Source organism: Staphylococcus sp. GDB9P120P (assembly GCF_017893435.1).
GTDB lineage: Bacteria > Bacillota > Bacilli > Staphylococcales > Staphylococcaceae > Staphylococcus > Staphylococcus cohnii.
The window spans coordinates 1-20,082 of record NZ_JAESNB010000011.1 but is presented as its reverse complement, the minus strand read 5'-3'; the positions used below and the strand labels follow the sequence as shown (position 1 = coordinate 20,082).

Sequence of the window (20,082 nt, the reverse complement as noted above, 5' to 3'; positions counted from 1 at the left end):
TTTGTGTCTCTACAAAGTTAATATTTAAAAATCATTATTTATTACTATAATTTTTCATAAAGAAAAGTAAAGACTGTAATTCAATCCCTAAATCAATGTGATGAACTTGTACATCTGACGGTGTATAAACACGTGTTGGTGTGAAATTTAGAATCCCTTTAATTCCTGCTTCAACTAATGTATCTGCAACTTGTTGTGCTGCGTTTTCAGGCGTTGTTAATATCACGACATCAATTTGCTCTTGCTTTAATACATCAGTGATTTTTGAAAACGGGCTTACAACCACATTGCCTATTTGTGTTCCAATTACATCATCACGTATATCGAACGCTTCTGTGATAGTCATTTCATCATGAATAGAAAAATTATATGTTAGTAATGCTTTACCTAGGTTCCCTACACCTACGATGGCTATTTTAATTTCATCATTTTCACTTATCTCATTTTTAAAAAAATGTAACAAGCTATCAATATTATAGCCATACCCTTTTTTGCCTAATTCACCAAAATAAGAAAAATCACGACGAATTGTTGCAGAATCAATGTTCAAACCTTCACTAATTGTTTTAGAATTAACTCTGTCTATCCCTTTAGATTTCAAAGTATTGACGAATCTATAATATAACGGTAACCGTTTTAACGTGGCACGAGGAATCTTTTCGCTTTGGTTAGCCAAGATCTTGTCCTCCTATACTATAATCTCTAATTAATCTTATAATTACTTCAACATTATACATTAATACATTATAAAAATAAACACTGGTAGTTTTAACAACACGCAGAATACGGTAGAATGATAATGAATAGAGAGGTGCAAAATCGGATGATATTATTACAATTAAACGACATTACAAAATCATTCGACGGAGAAGATATTTTTAACAATGTAAATTTTGAAGTTAAAACTGGCGAACGTATCGGTATCGTTGGACGTAACGGAGCTGGTAAATCTACATTAATGAAAATTATCGCTGGCGTCGAAGGTTATGATAGTGGTCATATTTCAAAAAGTAAAAATTTAAAACTTGGTTATTTAACACAACAAATGACTCTCAACACAAACCAAACTGTGATTGAAGAAATGTCCAAACCTTTTGAAAATATGAAAAAACTTGAATCTGAAATGAAAAAAGAAACAGATTGGTTAGCACAGCATGCAAAAGAATATGATACAGACGAATATAAAAATCATATTGATCGTTATGAATACTTATCCAATAAATTCGAACAACAAGATGGATATCAATATGAAAGTAAGATAAAAACCGTACTCCACGGTCTAAATTTCACTGAATCAGATTTCAGTCGCCCTATTAATGACTTTAGTGGCGGTCAAAAAACAAGGCTTTCATTAGCCCAAATGTTACTAAGTGAGCCTGATTTATTATTGCTAGATGAACCAACTAACCATTTGGATATGGAAACAACGCAATGGTTAGAAAGTTATTTAAACTATTTTAAAGGGGCTATTGTTATCATTAGCCACGACAGATATTTTTTAGATAAAATAGTAAATCAAATCTATGATGTAGCACTTGGAGATGTACAACATTATATAGGTAATTATAAACAATTTATTGAAAAAAGAGATAAGTATTATGAAAAACGCATGCAAGAATATGAACGTCAACAAGATGAAATTAAACGCTTAGAAACATTTGTTGATAAAAATATAGCGCGGGCTTCAACTACTGGCATGGCTAAAAGCCGTAGGAAAATGCTTGAAAAAATGGAAAGAATCAATAAACCAATGGTTGATGCCAAAAGTGCTAATATCCAATTTGATTTTGATCGAAATACAGGTAATGATGTTTTTCATATCAAAGATTTAGATATTGGTTATGAACAGGCAGTTACCAAAGGTATCAACATTGAAGTAACTAAAGGAGACCATATCGCTATTATCGGGCCTAACGGTATCGGTAAATCTACTTTAATCAAGACAGTTGCAGGTATTCAACCAAAATTAAACGGCGAAATTACTACTGGTGCGAATTTAAAAATCGGTTACTATGATCAAAAACAAGCTGAATTTAAATCTAGTAAAACAATACTAGACTACCTTTGGGACCAATACCCATCAATGAATGAAAAAGATATACGTGCAGTATTAGGTAGATTTTTATTTGTACAAGAAGATGTTAAAAAAATCATTAATGACCTTTCTGGTGGCGAAAAAGCTAGATTACAATTAGCTTTGTTAATGCTTGAACGTAACAATGTACTTATTTTAGATGAACCTACAAATCATCTTGATATAGATTCAAAAGAAATGTTAGAACAAGCATTGGATTACTTCGAAGGAACGATTTTATTTGTTTCTCACGACCGTTATTTTATTAATCAACTTGCAAACAAAGTTTATGATCTAGACACTCATGGTGGCACAATGTATTTAGGTAATTATCAATATTTTATAGAGAAGAAAGAAGAAAACGAAGCGATTCAAGCTAAAAAAGAATATGAAGCTTCACATCAGACAAAACCGATAGTGACCCAAAACGATAATTATATTGATCAAAAACTTCAAAAACGCGAACAACGTCAAATTGAACGCCAAATTGATGAATGTGAAACCGAGATAGATAACTTTGAAACTAAAATTAGTGAAATCAATGAATTGCTTACTTTACCAGATATATATAGTGATCCAGAGGAAGCAAATCGTTTAGCCAAAGAGAAAGAAAATAGCGAACAAGCATTAGAACAAGTCATGTCAAAATGGGCAGAATTACAAGAAAAGTTAATTTAAAACTAATTTTAACTATAAGTACGAAAAATGATTTTTTCATTTTTCGTACTTTTTATTATTATTTTACACATTAACTATTCACAGCTTTAACCCTATCATCAAAGCTATCCACAGAGTTATCCTATTTATCCACAAGTAAAATGTAACTTTTCAACCGTTGAATATTCAGAAAACAATGCATATCCACACATTTGCCCACGACTTATCAACAAGTTATACACTAATTGTTGATAAGTACGCACGTTCTCTATTGACATATATCACCACTTAACATATCCAGCTATTTGTGAATCCATTTATTTCATGACATAATAAAACATATTAATTTAGTATGAGGTGAAACTTATGTATCCTATTTTTTGGTTCCTAATCGCATTAATAATTGGAACAACACTGTTATTTATTATCACGACAATCATTGCCAATAAAAAAATTAAAACATGATATCAAACCTTTATGGTCACTAAGAAAACCTTTGGAATCTTTTGTTCGACCTAATCATAGGTATAGTTATCAATTTGATACATATAAACACCAATTTGATGAAACAAATCTTATAGATGATAAAACTTACGCTGATTTGAATTTAAATGCCCTTTTCGACAACATGAATTTTAATTTTTCTGCAATTGGCGAAATGCGCTTGTATGCAACCTTAAGAAAGATGTTTACGATTCATAATCAAGCTTTAATTCAAAAATTTAAAAATGATGATATTTTTCGTCTTAAAATATCAACCCACCTTGCTAAAATAAGTAAAGCGATTTATCCAACGTTCCCTGATCAATTGACTACAGTGAAACGTAATCATTTTTTTATGTTGACTACGTATTTTCCGTTAGCCTTTTTGCTATTTACATTTTTAAAACCTGAAATCGGTATACTTTTAACTATACTTGCTGCTATATTCAATATGATTTTGAGTGGCATACTTAGAAAAACGTTTGATCAAGATTTGAACTCTTTATTTTATACGTCAAATGTTATTAAAAAAGCTTATGCAATTCATAAAATAGATGGTGCGCCTACCATAGATGTTGACTTTAATCATTTTAAGGCTGCTCGTAGGCTAAGCGGTCTTCTAGGAAGAGTAAATACAGCAGAAGATTCTATGATATTTGCATTTTTATTTAAAGCAATATTTATGTTGGACTATCATATCTTCCATTTAATACAACATAGCTTTAAAAAATATGAATCTGAAGTTATGGCTTGTTATGAATATATAGGTAGCATAGACAATCATTATGCAATAGCATTGTGGAGAGAAACGCTATCACAATATGCATTGCCTCAAGCAAGTAATGATGATTCAGTAGAATTTGAAGCACTTACGCATCCATTACTTGTCAATGCTATTTCTAATGATTTAGAAATCAATAGCCATATATTATTAACTGGGTCAAACGCGTCAGGCAAATCAACTTTTATGAAAGCAATCGCCTTAAATCTTTTATTAGCTCAAACGATAAATACAGTTACTGCAAATTACTTCAAGTATAAACCTGGTTTAATTTTCACTTCTATGGTGAACCAAGATGATATCTTGTCTGGTGATAGTTATTTTATGACAGAAATCAAATCTATTAAGCGATTATTTGATTTAAAAACAGAGGATAAAATTTATTGCTTTATAGACGAAATATTTAAAGGAACCAATACAACTGAACGTATCGCTGCTTCTGAATCCGTGTTAAATTATTTAGGTAATAGCCAAAATTACGAAATCATAGCTGCGACTCATGATATTGAATTAGCCACGTTATTAGAAGATAATTTCAAAAACTTTCATTTTAATGAGATTATTTATGAAAATGAGATCGCTTTTGATTATAAAATTAAAGCTGGAAAAGCAGATACAAGAAATGCTATTGAATTATTAAGAATCTTAAAATTCCCTAATCAAGTTTATACGCGAGCTAAAGCATCTTCCACTTAAGTCTTTGAAATCTTAAACCTAATAACATAATCATAAATGCGTTTATGAATGCAAAAAAAAGAACAATGAAGTTTGCATTTACTTCATTGTTCCTTTATTTAGTTTAAATATTTTATTCAGCATTAATCATCCAAGTAACACCAAAAGGATCATTAAACATACCATATAATTCTGACCACTCCGTTTTACCTAACGGCATTGCCTCTTCACATCCAGCTGCTATAGCATTATTAAAAAAATCAATAGCTTGTTGTTTATCCGCTTCATTACTATGATCGAATGTAAATGTTACAATCGCACCACTATTATCGATTTTTTTATTTTTCCATGTGTCACTGCAATAAAATGTTTCACCTAAGACTTTAAATGAAGCATTCATTGTAAAGTTTTTATCTACTTGGAATTCTTCTGGCATATCTGTAAACATTTCATGGTCACCACCAATACGTTGAATATCTGTGGCACCTAAATTTTTTTCATAAAAGTCTAATGCTGCTAAACTATTTTCAAAATTAAAATACTGAACTGATTTCATTTATAAGACGCCTCCTAATAATGTAATGCTTATTTACATTATTCTATATAGTATGACTATATATTAAAATATATACCCATTTTTTAATATTTAAACATTTGAGCTTGATTAAATTGATAAAATCAATCCTTTATATTTTTCTGAAAGTCATAGTAGTAAATTTCAAAAAAAGTAGAAACATAAATCAAATCACTGTTTGATTTAAAATTCCTACTCCAACATTTCCAGTATTAGTAATTAACATACTTTGTGCGCATTTAATAAGTACATTGTGATACTCAGTTAAAACTACACTATGATTTGTTATTACATATTTAAATATTTACAATACCAATTTTAATTATTTAATGAAAATTGTTCAATATCCATATCGTTAAATCCATTTAGTGACATATCTCCAACTAACCCTGCTTGATATAAATAATGTGCTGCAGCACCAATCATTGCAGCATTATCTGTACAAAGGTTTGGGCTTGGTATACGCAAATTGATATCATAATCCTTACATGCTTTATTAAGCGCTGCCCTTAAACCTTTATTACTCGCGACACCACCAGCTACAATTAACTGTTTCACATCATAAGCCTCACAAGCTGACACTGCTTTTCCAACTAATACTTCTACAACACTATTTTGAAAACTCGTTGCAACATCTTCAGGTTTTATTTCAGACCCTTTTTGTCGTAAATTATGCAATTTATTTATCACTGCACTTTTCAACCCGCTAAAACTAAAGTCGTAACTATTTGCCTCTAACCAAACTCTTGGAAAGTTATAACAATCTTGACCATTTGCTGCTAATTGATCAACTTGCGGACCACCTGGATAACCTAAGCCAATCGTTCTTGCAACTTTATCATAGGCTTCACCAACAGCATCATCTCTAGTTTCTCCTATAACTTCAAAATTCAAATGATCTTTCATGTATACAAGTTCTGTATGGCCTCCTGAAACGATTAAAGCTATTAAAGGAAATTGTAATGGTTGTTCTAAATGATTCGCATAAATATGCCCTGCAATATGGTGTACAGGTATCAATGGTTTATCATAAGCAAAAGCTAACGCTTTAGCTGCATTGATTCCTACTAGTAATGCACCTATGAGCCCAGGGCCTTGTGTTACAGCAACTGCATCTATATCTTCCATTGTTACTTTTGCTTCATTTAATGCTTGGTCAATTGTCGTTGTAATGCCTTCCACGTGGTGCCTGCTAGCGACCTCAGGTACCACACCTCCAAAGCGTTTATGACTTTCAATCTGACTTAATACAATATTACTTAAAACCTCTGTGCCCTGTTTAATAATACTAACACTCGTTTCATCACAGCTTGATTCAACTGCTAAAATCAATGTTTGCTCACTCATTTAAATTCACCCACATCACTATCGCATCCTCACCTTCACCATAATAATTTTTACGTTTACCACCAAATTGAAAGCCTAAATTTGTATACACATGTTGTGCAACCTCATTGTCTACACGAACTTCTAAGCTCATTATTTCACATTTGGTTTGTACATAATTCATCGCATATTTTAATAATAACTGTCCTAAACCATAACCTCTATATGTTTCATCTATGGCAACTGTTGTAACCTGAGCTTGATCTATCACTATCCAAATACCAATATACCCAATAATCATACGATTATATTCAATAATAAAATAATGTGCAAACTCATTTTGTTCTATTTCATGATAAAAAGCATCAATCGTCCAACTACTGTCGTTAAAACTATTTCTTTCAATATCAAATACTTGAGGTACATCGCTCAAAGTCATCAAACGTATATTTAACTCTTTTTCTGTTGGTTTAACCAATTTCGTTCAGCCTCTGATAATTTAATATAGTTTGGTTTAAATTGATGTATATCGTCAGTAGTTTCAATTAAATGTTTCATATATTTTGCTTTTGGTAAGTTGGGTATGCAATCACTATCTAATAAATCTTTTACTTTTTCAGTATCTATGCCCACAAATACATAGGGTTTCCCCAATCTATGTAATAAGTTGAGAAGTTCTTGTATTGGTAAATATTGATCTTCTTCTATTTGAACCAATTGATTTTCATTATATTGATAAACGCCAGTGTAAACCGCTTCTCTACGTGCATCAAATATTGGAACCAATAGTCGTTCGTCATCTTGAACAGTTGCAGCAAGTGCTTTTAATGAAGATACACCGTATAGTTCAGCATTCAATGCATAAGCTAAAGTTTTAGCAACGGTTACGCCAATTCTAAGACCAGTATATGAACCAGGTCCTTGTGCAACAATAATAGCATTTATTTCTTCTTTTGCTATTTCACTCTCATTTATCAACTGTTGAATGGCTGGCATTAACTGAGTAGAATGATTTTGCTTCACGTTAGTATTGATTTCACCTAATACTACATTATTTTGCATTACTGCAACAGACAACGGTTGATTCGATGTATCAATCAACAGATATATCATGTTCAACAACCTCCTTTAACTTTTGGTAATGTTCACCGACTGCTTTTATCTCTATTTGTCTTTTCGTTTCATTTATAGTTTTAATATTTATAGTTAGGTGATTATTTGGTAAAAATGATTCAATAAATTCACTCCACTCAATCAATGTAACAGCTTCATCTTCAAAATATTCATCAAATCCCAAGTCTTCTTCACTATCTTCTAATCTATAGCAATCCATATGATGTAATTTAAATGCATTACCTTGATAAGATTTAATGATATTAAACGTCGGTGAATTTATATTTCGTTTTACACCTATAGCTTTACCAATAAATTGCGTTAATGTAGTTTTACCAGCGCCTAAATCACCATTTAATAAAATAATGTCCCCTGTAGATAAATGTTTCGCTAACACTTCTGCAAAATGTGCCATACTTTCTAAATCATTTATTTTAATCATATGCCTCTCCTTTTTTAGCAACAGTTCCAAATTAATTTAGTTAGGATCGCTTATACTTGAGCTTCGCACAAGTATTTCTATTTACTTTCAAAATATTGTTGATGGATAAAAATGACTAATATATTTAATAATTACATCAGCGCTTAATGATTATCTGCTTCTTTAAAAACTTTATATCATTAAATTAACTATTATAGTTTAACAAATTTTTTCTTATTTTACTTCAAACTAAAACAAGTTCCAACATTTTGGAATTATTTGAATTGATAGAAAATTTAAAAAAATCATTGACAGTAGAAGTTCAGTATAGTAAATTTAATTTATCGAATTTTTAGACAATTCAATTTAACACATTAAAAGATAAACCATTCTAACGGAAAGGAGCATAATGAGATGACCAAATATACAATGCAATACCAACCAACAACTTCAAATATTTTAGTCATTTTATTATGCTATTAGGACTGGAACTTTAGTAAAGAATCTACTAAATGTTTAAGTCCTATTTCTAGTTGAATGGGACTTGAAAGCGTCCCAATTATTTATTGGGACGCTTTTTTATTTTCAAATTTATGGGGGAATTAATATGAGAAGCGATATGATCAAAAAAGGAGATCATCAAGCTCCAGCAAGAAGCCTTTTGCATGCAACAGGTGCTTTAGAAAAACCAACAGATATGAATAAACCTTTCGTAGCTATATGTAATTCATACATCGACATTGTTCCAGGGCACGTTCACCTAAGAGAATTAGCTGATATTGCTAAAGAAGCAATTCGCGAAGCAGGTGCCATCCCCTTTGAATTTGACACAATCGGTGTAGATGATGGTATTGCAATGGGACATATTGGAATGAGATATTCACTGCCATCTAGAGAGGTTATCGCTGATGCAGCAGAAACAGTCATCAATGCACACTGGTTTGATGGTGTGTTTTACATACCAAACTGTGACAAGATTACACCTGGCATGTTATTAGCTGCTGTAAGAACCAATGTTCCTGCTATTTTTTGTTCAGGTGGACCTATGAAAGCAGGTTTATCATCACAAGGCAAAGCTTTAACACTTTCTTCAATGTTTGAAGCTGTCGGAGCATTTAAAGATGGTTCAATTTCAAAAGATGAATTTTTGGATATGGAACAAAATGCTTGCCCTACTTGTGGCTCATGTTCTGGTATGTTTACAGCAAATTCAATGAATTGTTTAATGGAGGTTTTAGGCTTAGCTCTCCCATATAATGGTACAGCTCTTGCAGTAAGTGAACAACGTAGAGAAATGATTAGAGAAGCAGCATTTAAACTAGTCGATAATATCAAAAATGACATTAAACCAAGAGACATTGTAACTAAAGAAGCAATTGATGACGCATTTGCTTTAGATATGGCTATGGGGGGTTCTACCAATACAGTATTACACACATTAGCAATTGCAAATGAAGCAGGTATTGATTATGACTTATCAAGGATTAACGAAATTGCGAAGAAAACGCCCTATTTGTCAAAAATAGCACCAAGTTCTTCCTACTCTATGCATGATGTACATGAAGCTGGTGGCGTTCCAGCAATCATTAATGAATTATTTAAAAAAGAAGGTACACTTCATCCAGACAGAATCACAGCTACAGGTAAAACACTTCGTGAAAATAACGAACAAAAAGAGATATTAAATAGTGATGTTATCAGACACCTTGATAATCCTTACGATAAACAAGGTGGCCTTTCAATCCTATATGGTAACTTAGCTCCTAAAGGTGCCGTCATAAAAGTCGGCGGTGTAGATCCTTCAATTAAAGTCTTTAAAGGAAAAGCGATTTGTTTTGATTCACATGATGAAGCCGTTGAAGCAATTGATAATCATGTAGTACGTGAAGGTCATGTAGTTGTGATTAGGTATGAAGGCCCTAAAGGTGGTCCTGGAATGCCAGAAATGTTGGCCCCTACATCATCTATTGTAGGAAGAGGATTAGGTAAAGACGTTGCATTAATCACTGATGGTAGATTTTCCGGGGCAACACGAGGTATTGCTGTTGGACATATTTCACCAGAAGCTGCAGCGGGTGGCCCTATCGCTTTAATTGAAAACAACGACGATATTACAATTGATTTAACAAACAGAACATTAAATGTAGAAGTTACAGAAGAAGTGTTAGAATCTAGAAAGCAAAACTTGAAACCATTTAAAGCAAAAGTGAAAACAGGTTATCTTGCACGCTATACAGCGTTAGTAACGAGTGCTAACACTGGTGGTATTATGCAAGTACCTGAAGATCTCATTTAAGGAGTGAGTATGATGTCTAAACAAACTGAAATACTTGAATATGAAAAATCAGAAAATTTAGATTATTTTGAAACAGCAGAGACAATTGAACCCGAAGTTGAATTAGAAAAAGAAACAATTGATGAAATGAAATCTGGTTCAGAATTATTAGTAGATTCACTTGTAAATGAGGATGTAGATTTTATATTTGGTTACCCGGGTGGCGCTGTACTTCCACTATATGACACATTTTATGACGGGAAAATTAAACATATTCTAGCAAGACATGAACAAGGCGCTTCACATGCTGCTGAAGGTTATGCCCGTGTTTCTGGAAAAACTGGTGTTGTTGTTGTTACAAGTGGACCAGGAGCAACAAATGCAATCACTGGTATTGCAGATGCTTATAGTGATTCATTACCGCTTGTCGTTATCACAGGTCAAGTTGCTACAGCTGGTATAGGTAAAGATGCTTTCCAAGAAGCAGACTTGCTTTCAATGACCACGCCGATAACTAAACATAACTATCAGATTAAAAATGTAAATGAAATTCCAAAAATAATCCACGAGGCATTTCACGTGGCTAACACAGGAAGAAAAGGACCAGTAGTTATTGATTTTCCTAAAGATATGGGAATCTTATCTACTAACGCAGAAATTTCAAACGAATTAAATCTACCTGGCTATTCAGTACCTAATCAACCAGACAAAACAGAAATTCAAAAATTACGTGATTATTTAAAAACTTCTAAGAAACCTGTTGTTTTATCAGGAGCTGGTATAAATCACGCTAAAGCAAATGAAGTTTTCACTGAATTTGTTACACGACATCAATTGCCTGTAGTTAGCACTTTATTAGGTTTAGGTGCCATACCATATGAAAATCCCCTATTTTTAGGCATGGGAGGTATGCACGGATCATATGCCAGCAATATGGCATTAACTGAGTGCGATCTACTCATAAACTTTGGTAGTCGTTTTGATGACAGACTTGCTAGCAAACCGGATGAATTTGCACCTAATGCAAAAATTGTTCATATCGATATTGATCCATCAGAAATTAATAAAATAATCAAGGTTGATCTAGGCATCATTGCGGATTGTAAGGCAACATTAGAAGCTTTACTAGAATTCGATAGCTATTCAATCAACCATGATGACTGGTTAGAAAAATGCTTTAACAATAAAGCAGAACAACCTTTTGCATACAGTGAAGACCCTGATGGTACGTTTTCAAAACCACAACGCACAATTGAGTATATAGGAGAAATTACACAAGGTGATGCAGTAGTTACTACTGATGTTGGTCAACATCAAATGTGGGTTGCCCAGTACTATCCATTTAAAAATCATGGCCAATTAGTTACGAGTGGTGGCTTAGGAACAATGGGATTTGGCATACCTGCAGCAATCGGTGCAAAGTTAGCTCAACCTGATAAAACAGTTGTGGCCTTTGTCGGCGATGGCGGTTTCCAAATGACCAATCAAGAATTAGCAATACTAGAAGAATACGGTTTAGATATAAAAGTTGTAATTATCAATAATGGTACGTTAGGTATGGTTAAGCAATGGCAAGATAAATTCTTTAACAAACGTTTCTCTCATTCTGTCTTTAATGGACAACCCGATTTCTTAAAATTGGGTGAAGCATACAATGTTAAAGGTTTCCTTATCGATGATCCAACACATTTAGAAGAACAACTAGATGCTGCTTTCAAACATGATGGTCCTGCATTAATTGATGTTCGTATCTCACCTATCGAACCAGTTAACCCAATGGTTCCTAGCGGTAAAGCTAATTATGAGATGGAGGGATTATTATGAGACGCACATTTAGAACAAGAGTTTTAGATAAAGCTGGTACTTTAAATAGATTAACGAGCATCTTTGTTCGCAGACAATTTAACATTGTCACGTTATCAGTTACACCTACTAGAGAAGATGGCGTTTCCAACATAACATTCGTAGCAGAAATTCCAGATTCAGATGTTCTAAGAAACCTAATTAGTCAATTAGAAAAACAAATAAATATCATTGATGTAGAAGATATCACTGATACTAACACTTACAACAGAGAATTGGTGCTTGTGAAATTAGAAACACCAAGCAACCATCAAGATTTACAAAAAGTAATTAAACCTTATGATGCGCTAGTCTCTATTTTAAAAAATGAAGATCCTTATACCTATCTACAAGCATCAGGTCCACAGTATACAATGGATAATTTATTAGACGATTTATCATCATATAACATTGAACAAGTTTCAAGAACTGGTTCAGCCGGTTTAGTTTAAAACACAAGTCACCAAACTATAATTTAAAAACATGGAGGATTTTATTATGACAACAGTTTATTATGACCAATCAGTAACGAAAGATGCATTACAAGGTAAAAAAGTAGCTATCATTGGCTATGGTTCACAAGGACATGCCCATGCTCAAAACTTAAAAGATAACGGCTATGACGTGATTATTGGCATCAGACCAGGGCGTTCATTTGATAAAGCAAAAGATGATGGTTTCGAAGTATATCCTGTAAATGAAGCAGCAAAACAAGCTGATGTCATCATGGTATTATTACCAGATGAAATTCAAGGACAAGTATATAAAGAAGAAATTGAACCTAATTTAGAACCAAATAATGCACTTGTTTTCGCACATGGATTTAATATTCACTTTAATGTTATTCAACCACCTGAAACAGTAGATGTATTCTTAGTAGCACCAAAAGGACCTGGACATTTAGTTAGACGTACCTTTACCGAAGGAAGCGCTGTACCTGCCCTATTTGCAGTTGAACAAGATGCTAGTGGAGAAGCTACTGATTTAGCATTAAGTTATGCAAAAGGTATTGGCGCAACACGTGCTGGCGTTTTAGAAACATCATTTAAAGAAGAAACTGAAACTGACTTATTTGGTGAACAAGCTGTACTTTGTGGTGGTACAACAAAACTAATTCAAACTGGTTTTGAAACTTTAGTTGAAGCTGGTTATCAACCAGAAATTGCTTACTTCGAAGTATTACATGAAATGAAGTTAATTGTTGATTTAATGTATGAAGGTGGCATGGAAAACATGCGTTATTCCATCTCAAACACAGCTGAATTTGGTGACTATGTATCAGGACCACGCGTAATCACTCCAGATGTTAAAGATAATATGAAAGCAGTACTTAACGATATCCAACAAGGAAACTTCAGTGATCGTTTCATCAAAGATAATGAAAATAATTTCGAAGAATTCCATAAACTACGTGAAGAACAACACGGACATCAAATTGAAGCGGTAGGTAGAGACTTACGTGAAATGATGCCGTTCATTAAATCCAAGAGTATTGAAAAATAACTAGTTATATGATGATGTCTGAAGAATCAAGCGAAGTCCCCCTTTTATTTTAAGGACAAGTTAAGATTCTTCAGCCGACACATCATATTCAACTAAATCTATTTATTAGGAGATGTTTAAAATGACTAGCCATATTCAAATTTTTGATACAACACTAAGAGACGGAGAACAAACACCCAGCGTAAACTTTTCATTCGATGAACGCTTGAAAATTGCGAAGCAACTTGAAAAATGGGGCGTTGATATCATCGAAGCTGGTTTTCCTGCTTCAAGTTCAGGTAGCTTTAAATCTGTGGAAGCTATTTCTAAAGCATTAACAACCACTGCTGTTTGTGGCTTAGCACGCTGTGTAAAAAAAGATATTGACGCAGTGTACCAATCAACTAAAGAGGCTGTAAAACCTAGAATACATGTATTCTTAGCAACTAGCCCTATACATCGTGACTCAAAACTCATGATGTCTAAAGAAGAAGTGTTAACATCAATCAAAGAGCATGTTGCTTATGCTACAAAGTATTTTGACGTAGTTCAATTTTCACCAGAAGATGCTACAAGAACGGAACTGCCCTTCTTAATCGAATGTGTGCAAACTGCAGTTGATGCGGGAGCAAGTGTAATCAATATACCTGATACTGTTGGATTTAGTTATCCTACAGAATATGGCAAAATTTTTAAAACACTCCAAGAAAACGTTAATACGAATCACGAAGTTATTTATAGTGCACACTGTCACGATGACTTAGGCTTGGCAGTTGCAAATAGTATGGCCGCAATTGAAAATGGCGCCAAACGCATTGAAGGCACCTTAAATGGTATTGGCGAACGTGCAGGTAACACAGCCCTAGAGGAAGTTGCACTTGGCCTATACGTTCGACAAGATCATTATGGTAATCAATCACAAATAAATCTTGAAGAAACTAAAAATACATCTGATTTAATAGCACGATATGCAGGTATTCGAGTCCCAAGAAACAAAGCTATTGTCGGACAAAATGCTTTTAGTCACGAATCAGGTATTCATCAAGATGGTGTTCTTAAAAACCCTGAAACTTATGAGATTATGACACCACAATTAGTAGGCGTCAAAACAACTGAACTACCACTTGGTAAATTATCAGGTAAACATGCCTTTTCAGAAAAGTTAGTCGCATTGGGATATGATGTAGATTCAGAAGAACAAAAAGAACTATTTAAGCAATTTAAAACAATCGCTGATAAGAAAAAAGCAGTTACTGACAGAGATATACATGCGCTCATTCAAGGTACTGAACACGAACAAAATGCAATCTATAAAGTAGAAGCACTACAACTACAATTCGTCTCAAATGGACTACAAAGTGCTGTCGTAGTTATTCAAGATAGAGATGGAAATACGTATCAAGACTCAAGTATTGGTACTGGCTCAATTGTTTCTGTATACAATGCGGTAGATCGAATTTTTGATCGCAAAACTGAACTTATAGATTATCGCATTGACTCTGTAACTGAAGGTACTGATGCACAAGCAGAAGTTCACGTGCAAATTAAAATAGGAGATCAAATTGTTACAGGTGTAGGTATTGACCATGACATCTTATTAGCGTCATGTAAATCTTATGTTGAAGCACATGCTAAATACGTTTCTAATTCAGAAGTGAAAGAAGGTATTCACTCATGAGTTATAAGATTGTAGCACTTCCCGGGGATGGGATTGGGCCAGAAATTTTAAATGGTTCACTAGAAATTCTTTCACAACTAAGTGATATCTATAATTTTAACTATGAAATAGAAACACATGATTTTGGCGGTATCGCTATTGATAATCATGGTACACCACTACCAGATACGACGCTAAATGCTTGTAAACAAGCCGATGCAATTCTATTAGGTGCTGTTGGTGGCCCAAAATGGACAGACCCTAACAATAGACCTGAACAAGGTCTATTAGGTATTCGAAAAGCATTAGGTCTATTTGCTAATATTCGCCCCACTATTGTAACAAGCGGTACCAGCAATTTATCACCTATTAAAAAAGAACGTGTAGCTGGTACAGATTTTATTTTAGTGAGAGAGTTAACAGGTGGTATTTACTTTGGCGAACCAAAACATTGGGATGAAGATAAAGCTTTAGATTCCTTAACTTATACACGCACAGAAATAGAACGAATTGCAAGGGTTGCTTTTGATTTAGCCCAAAATCGTCATAAAAAATTAACTTCAGTAGATAAGGAAAATGTACTATCTTCTAGTAAATTATGGAGAAAAGTTATAAATGATGTATCTAAAGAATATCCAGAGGTTGAGGTTAATCATTTACTTGTAGATGCTTGCGCAATGCACATCATTACAAATCCTTCTCAATTTGACGTCATTGTAACTGAAAATTTATTTGGAGATATTTTAAGTGATGAGGCATCTGTAATTCCTGGTTCACTCGGTCTTTCGCCATCAGCGAGTTTTAGTGAAAAAGGACCAAGACTCTATGAACCAATTCATGGTTCTGCACCGGATATTGCAAATAAAGATATTGCAAATCCATTCGGTATGCTTTTATCAGTGGTTATGTGTTTAAGAGAAAGTCTTAATGCACCTGAAGCAGCTCAAAAATTAGAATCAGTCATATACCAACTTATCGAAGATGAAAAAACGACTCAAGATCTCAATGGTAAATATAAAACAACAGATATTTTTAAATTTATTAAACAAAATCTTTAAAAAGGAGGAGATGTCATATGGGTAAAACACTATTTGACAAAGTTTGGAATAAGCATGTCTTAACTGGTAAAGAAGGTGACCCACAATTATTATATATAGACCTACATCTTATACACGAAGTCACATCTCCTCAAGCTTTTGAAGGGCTCAGACTACAAAATAGAAAGTTGCGCAGACCAGATTTAACATATGCAACACTAGATCATAACGTCCCTACGATTGATATTTTTAATATCAAAGATGAAATTGCTAATAAACAAATAACAACACTTCAAAAAAATGCAAAAGAATTTGATGTGCATATATTTGATATGGGTTCTGATGAACAAGGCATCGTGCATATGGTTGGTCCTGAAACCGGACTTACACAACCTGGAAAAACAATCGTATGTGGAGACTCACATACTGCCACACACGGTGCTTTTGGTGCAATTGCATTTGGTATTGGAACTAGTGAAGTAGAACATGTTTTTGCAACACAAACATTATGGCAAACAAAGCCTAAAAATTTAAAAATTGATGTAACTGGTAAATTACCTACAGGTGTATATGCAAAAGATATTATCTTACATCTTATTAACCAACATGGTGTTGACTTTGGTACTGGATATGCACTTGAGTTTTCAGGTGAAACTATAAGTAGTCTATCAATGGAAGCTAGAATGACTATTTGTAATATGGCAATCGAAGCAGGTGCAAAATATGGCATGATGGCTCCTGATGAAACTACATTTGAATATGTTAAAGGAAGACCCTATGCAACAAACTATGCGTACTCTGTGGATGAATGGCGTGAATTATACACAGATGAAGATGCAAATTTTGATAAAATCATACAACTAGATGTATCTGATTTAGAACCACAAGTGACTTGGGGTACTAGCCCTGAAATGGGTGTTAGCTTTAATACACCATTCCCCGAAATCAATGACGTTAATGATGAACGTGCCTACAACTATATGGGGTTAAAACCAGGACAAAAAGCAGAAGACATTGATTTAGGTTATGTATTTTTAGGTTCTTGTACGAACGCCCGACTATCTGACCTAATAGAAGCGAGCCATATTGTAAAAGGAAATCAAGTGCATCCTAATATTACAGCAATCGTTGTTCCAGGGTCTAGAACTGTAAAGATAGAAGCAGAAAAGCTAGGGCTTGATAAAGTATTTAAAAATGCTGGATTTGAATGGAGAGAACCTGGTTGTTCGATGTGTCTTGGTATGAACCCAGATCAAGTACCTGCTGGTGTGCATTGTGCATCAACAAGTAATCGTAACTTTGAAGGACGTCAAGGCAAAGGTGCACGAACACATCTAGTCTCCCCTGCTATGGCAGCTGCTGCAGCCATTAACGGTAAGTTTGTAGACGTAAGAAAGGTGGTTGTATAATATGGAAATTCAACCAATCACAACCTATACTGGTAAAGTTGTGCCACTGTTCCATGATAATATAGATACTGACCAAATCATTCCAAAAGTGCACCTAAAACGAATTTCTAAATCCGGTTTTGGACCTTTTGCCTTTGATGAATGGCGCTACTTAGAGGATGGATCCGACAATCCAGATTTCAATCCAAATAAACCAGAATACCAAGATGCCACTATTTTAGTAACGGGTGATAATTTTGGTTGTGGCTCGAGCCGTGAACATGCAGCTTGGGCAATTAAAGATTATGGGTTTGATATTATAATTGCTGGTAGTTATAGCGATATATTTTATATGAATTGTACTAAAAATGCGATGTTACCTATCGTATTAAATGCAGATGAACGTCAATATATTGCCAATGCAGGCAAAGTCACTGTTGACTTACCTAATCAAACTGTAACTGCAAATAATAAATCATTTCACTTTGACATTGATGGAACGTGGAAAAATAAACTTGTTAATGGACTTGATGATGTTGCGGTAACACTACAATACGAAGATGAAATTCAAGCTTATGAAACGTCAAAAACTTTTTAACGAAACTTAAATAAAGGTGTGAAATTTATGGCTGTTAAAACAACTGTTTCTTCAAAAGATATAGATGAAGCTTTCTTACAATTGAAAGATGTTGTTAAAGAAACTCCTTTGCAAAAGGATCATTACTTATCGCATAAATATGATTGTGATGTCTATTTAAAAAGAGAGGACTTACAATGGGTTAGATCATTTAAATTAAGAGGTGCTTATAACGCAATTATAGCGTTAAATGAAAGTGATAGACAAAACGGTATTACATGTGCAAGCGCAGGTAACCATGCACAAGGTGTTGCATACACGGCTAACAAACTTAATTTAAATGCTGTTATATTTATGCCTGTGACTACGCCTCTTCAAAAGATAAATCAAGTGAAATTTTTTGGTGGAAGTAACACTGAAGTCGTACTCACCGGTGATACATTTGATGATTGTCTAAAAAAGGCGCTCACGTATACACAAGATCATAAAATGAATTTCATCGATCCATTTAATAATATTTATACAATCGCTGGCCAAGGTACACTAGCTAAAGAAATTTTAGAACAATCTAAAGAGGATAACGTACAATTTGATTATTTATTTGCAGCTATAGGTGGTGGTGGATTAATTTCAGGGGTAGGTACTTACTTTACAGAACATTCACCACAAACTTCAATCATTGGCGTAGAGCCTGCTGGTGCTAGTAGCATGTATGCTTCGGTTGTGCTAGAAAATCAAATTGTGACTTTACCTGAAATTGATAAATTTGTGGATGGTGCATCTGTAGCAAAAGTCGGTGAAATCACATATGATATCGCCAAAAATGTAGTTGATGACTACGTACAAGTCCATGAAGGTGCTGTATGTTCAACAATCTTAGACATGTATTCTAAACAAGCAATTATAGCTGAACCTGCTGGTGCTTTGAGTGTTTCAGCATTAGAACAATATCGTTCAGAAATTAAAGGTAAGACAGTTGTTTGTGTTGTAAGTGGTGGTAACAATGATATTAACCGCATGAAAGAAATCGAAGAACGTTCTTTATTATTTGAGGAAATGAAACATTATTTCATTCTCAACTTCCCACAAAGACCTGGAGCTTTAAGAGAATTTGTAAATGATGTGCTTGGACCAAAAGATGACATTACTAAATTTGAGTATCTTAAGAAAAGTTCTCAAAATACAGGGACTGTTATCATCGGTATCCAATTAAATAATCATCAAGATTTAGATAACTTAAAGTTAAATGTAGATGAATTTGACCCTTCAAATATCTACATTAATGAGAATAAAATGCTTTATTCACTATTAATTTAAAAAAGTCTAGCTTATGCTAGACTTTTTATTTTATGTTCAATACGAATTTAACATTTTCAATTTATTGTTCTAATGGTACTTATGCATGAGCTTTTGCTCATGCCATGTATTTCCTTTTCCTTTCTCTTACAGAACGTAAGTCGGCTACCTTCGGCGCTAAGGACCTTTCCTGACTTTAGACAAGCGCTCGCATCTTTTCTCAGTTTCACGCTTTTCTCACTCACTTACCACTTGTAAGCTCGTTTCGTCTTTCGCTCACTTCGTCAGCTTCAAACGCTTTCTTTTGTCAGTTTACAGTTCTTCGAACTGGAAGTTAAGCTCCTTTTTGATGCAAAAAAAGAGACCCTTTCGGGTCTTAATTGCCTGGCAACGTCCTACTCTTGCGGAACGTAAGTCCGACTAC

The 20,082-nt window shown here is 33.8% G+C and carries 17 protein-coding genes; 11 read left to right on the top strand and 6 right to left on the bottom strand.

Features of this window, described 5'->3' with window-relative positions; genetic code table 11:
- Positions 1-34: 34 nt before the first annotated feature.
- Entirely contained in the window at positions 35-676 is a 642-nt protein-coding gene (locus KA856_RS12405; protein WP_107383585.1) for a redox-sensing transcriptional repressor Rex, read from the bottom strand.
- A gap of 147 nt (positions 677-823) precedes the next feature.
- Here KA856_RS12405 and KA856_RS12400 point away from each other — a divergent pair, with 147 nt between their 5' ends.
- Both KA856_RS12400 and KA856_RS12395 read left to right on the top strand, forming a co-directional pair.
- Positions 824-2,752: an ABC-F family ATP-binding cassette domain-containing protein gene (locus tag KA856_RS12400; RefSeq protein ID WP_107383584.1), complete on the top strand. Its 1,929-nt coding sequence runs from the start codon at positions 824-826 to the stop codon at positions 2,750-2,752.
- Positions 2,753-3,227: 475 nt separating this feature from the next.
- A complete protein-coding gene (locus KA856_RS12395) occupies positions 3,228-4,691 on the top strand; it encodes a MutS-related protein (protein WP_348634782.1) in 1,464 nt (487 codons plus the stop codon).
- Between the two features lie 112 nt (positions 4,692-4,803).
- Here the strand turns inward: KA856_RS12395 and KA856_RS12390 are convergent, their stop codons facing one another.
- The 5 genes from KA856_RS12390 to tsaE all read right to left on the bottom strand — a co-directional run bounded on the left by KA856_RS12390 (position 4,804) and on the right by tsaE (position 8,125).
- Complete coding sequence (locus KA856_RS12390; protein WP_107383582.1) at positions 4,804-5,226, bottom strand: VOC family protein; 423 nt, start codon at positions 5,224-5,226, stop codon at positions 4,804-4,806.
- 336 nt (positions 5,227-5,562) lie between these two features.
- The gene (tsaD, locus tag KA856_RS12385) at positions 5,563-6,591 is read right to left on the bottom strand and encodes a tRNA (adenosine(37)-N6)-threonylcarbamoyltransferase complex transferase subunit TsaD (RefSeq protein ID WP_107383581.1); all 1,029 of its coding nucleotides are present in this window, start codon (positions 6,589-6,591) and stop codon (positions 5,563-5,565) included.
- Entirely contained in the window at positions 6,584-7,009 is a 426-nt protein-coding gene (gene rimI / locus KA856_RS12380; RefSeq protein ID WP_394859185.1) for a ribosomal protein S18-alanine N-acetyltransferase, read from the bottom strand. Before rimI ends, tsaD begins: the two co-directional genes overlap by 8 nt.
- 11 nt (positions 7,010-7,020) lie before the next feature.
- A complete protein-coding gene (gene tsaB / locus KA856_RS12375) occupies positions 7,021-7,683 on the bottom strand; it encodes a tRNA (adenosine(37)-N6)-threonylcarbamoyltransferase complex dimerization subunit type 1 TsaB (RefSeq protein WP_107386127.1) in 663 nt (220 codons plus the stop codon).
- Positions 7,664-8,125 (bottom strand): tRNA (adenosine(37)-N6)-threonylcarbamoyltransferase complex ATPase subunit type 1 TsaE, encoded by a 462-nt coding sequence (gene tsaE / locus KA856_RS12370; RefSeq protein ID WP_107505082.1) that lies wholly within the window; start codon positions 8,123-8,125, stop codon positions 7,664-7,666. Before tsaE ends, tsaB begins: the two co-directional genes overlap by 20 nt.
- 586 nt (positions 8,126-8,711) lie before the next feature.
- Here tsaE and ilvD point away from each other — a divergent pair.
- The 9 genes from ilvD (at position 8,712) to ilvA (ending at position 19,679) form a co-directional block, all read left to right on the top strand.
- Positions 8,712-10,400: a dihydroxy-acid dehydratase gene (gene ilvD / locus KA856_RS12365; RefSeq protein ID WP_119535879.1), complete on the top strand. Its 1,689-nt coding sequence runs from the start codon at positions 8,712-8,714 to the stop codon at positions 10,398-10,400.
- Positions 10,401-10,412: 12 nt separating this feature from the next.
- Positions 10,413-12,203 carry a biosynthetic-type acetolactate synthase large subunit gene (ilvB, locus tag KA856_RS12360; protein ID WP_107383576.1) on the top strand — a complete coding sequence of 597 codons (1,791 nt, stop codon included), beginning with the start codon at positions 10,413-10,415 and terminating at the stop codon, positions 12,201-12,203.
- Positions 12,200-12,673: an acetolactate synthase small subunit gene (gene ilvN, locus KA856_RS12355; RefSeq protein ID WP_107383575.1), complete on the top strand. Its 474-nt coding sequence runs from the start codon at positions 12,200-12,202 to the stop codon at positions 12,671-12,673. The genes ilvB and ilvN overlap by 4 nt, the downstream gene beginning before the upstream one ends.
- A gap of 46 nt (positions 12,674-12,719) precedes the next feature.
- On the top strand, positions 12,720-13,724 hold the full coding sequence (gene ilvC, locus KA856_RS12350; protein WP_019469538.1) for a ketol-acid reductoisomerase: 1,005 nt from the start codon (positions 12,720-12,722) through the stop codon (positions 13,722-13,724).
- Positions 13,725-13,845: 121 nt separating this feature from the next.
- The gene (locus KA856_RS12345; protein WP_107383574.1) at positions 13,846-15,381 is read left to right on the top strand and encodes a 2-isopropylmalate synthase; all 1,536 of its coding nucleotides are present in this window, start codon (positions 13,846-13,848) and stop codon (positions 15,379-15,381) included.
- Positions 15,378-16,418, top strand: coding sequence for a 3-isopropylmalate dehydrogenase (gene leuB / locus KA856_RS12340; protein WP_107383573.1), 1,041 nt, complete (start codon positions 15,378-15,380; stop codon positions 16,416-16,418). Before KA856_RS12345 ends, leuB begins: the two co-directional genes overlap by 4 nt.
- 17 nt (positions 16,419-16,435) lie before the next feature.
- Positions 16,436-17,806, top strand: a complete 1,371-nt coding sequence (gene leuC, locus KA856_RS12335) for a 3-isopropylmalate dehydratase large subunit (protein WP_107383572.1) — start codon at positions 16,436-16,438, stop codon at positions 17,804-17,806.
- Position 17,807: 1 nt separating this feature from the next.
- The gene (gene leuD, locus KA856_RS12330) at positions 17,808-18,383 is read left to right on the top strand and encodes a 3-isopropylmalate dehydratase small subunit (RefSeq protein WP_019469534.1); all 576 of its coding nucleotides are present in this window, start codon (positions 17,808-17,810) and stop codon (positions 18,381-18,383) included.
- A gap of 27 nt (positions 18,384-18,410) precedes the next feature.
- Complete coding sequence (gene ilvA / locus KA856_RS12325) at positions 18,411-19,679, top strand: threonine ammonia-lyase IlvA (protein ID WP_210138748.1); 1,269 nt, start codon at positions 18,411-18,413, stop codon at positions 19,677-19,679.
- Positions 19,680-20,082 lie beyond the last annotated feature (403 nt).

Bases quoted from the DNA above. Each gene is read 5' to 3' on its own strand.
- KA856_RS12400 (WP_107383584.1), top strand. From the start codon at position 824: ATGATATTATTACAATTAAACGACATTACAAAATCATTCGACGGAGAA.
- KA856_RS12390 (WP_107383582.1), bottom strand. From the start codon at position 5,226: ATGAAATCAGTTCAGTATTTTAATTTTGAAAATAGTTTAGCAGCATTA.
- tsaD (WP_107383581.1), bottom strand. From the start codon at position 6,591: ATGAGTGAGCAAACATTGATTTTAGCAGTTGAATCAAGCTGTGATGAA.
- rimI (WP_394859185.1), bottom strand. From the start codon at position 7,009: ATGACTTTGAGCGATGTACCTCAAGTATTTGATATTGAAAGAAATAGT.
- tsaB (WP_107386127.1), bottom strand. From the start codon at position 7,683: ATGATATATCTGTTGATTGATACATCGAATCAACCGTTGTCTGTTGCA.
- tsaE (WP_107505082.1), bottom strand. From the start codon at position 8,125: ATGATTAAAATAAATGATTTAGAAAGTATGGCACATTTTGCAGAAGTG.
- ilvD (WP_119535879.1), top strand. From the start codon at position 8,712: ATGAGAAGCGATATGATCAAAAAAGGAGATCATCAAGCTCCAGCAAGA.
- ilvB (WP_107383576.1), top strand. From the start codon at position 10,413: ATGTCTAAACAAACTGAAATACTTGAATATGAAAAATCAGAAAATTTA.
- ilvN (WP_107383575.1), top strand. From the start codon at position 12,200: ATGAGACGCACATTTAGAACAAGAGTTTTAGATAAAGCTGGTACTTTA.
- ilvC (WP_019469538.1), top strand. From the start codon at position 12,720: ATGACAACAGTTTATTATGACCAATCAGTAACGAAAGATGCATTACAA.
- KA856_RS12345 (WP_107383574.1), top strand. From the start codon at position 13,846: ATGACTAGCCATATTCAAATTTTTGATACAACACTAAGAGACGGAGAA.
- leuB (WP_107383573.1), top strand. From the start codon at position 15,378: ATGAGTTATAAGATTGTAGCACTTCCCGGGGATGGGATTGGGCCAGAA.
- leuC (WP_107383572.1), top strand. From the start codon at position 16,436: ATGGGTAAAACACTATTTGACAAAGTTTGGAATAAGCATGTCTTAACT.
- leuD (WP_019469534.1), top strand. From the start codon at position 17,808: ATGGAAATTCAACCAATCACAACCTATACTGGTAAAGTTGTGCCACTG.
- ilvA (WP_210138748.1), top strand. From the start codon at position 18,411: ATGGCTGTTAAAACAACTGTTTCTTCAAAAGATATAGATGAAGCTTTC.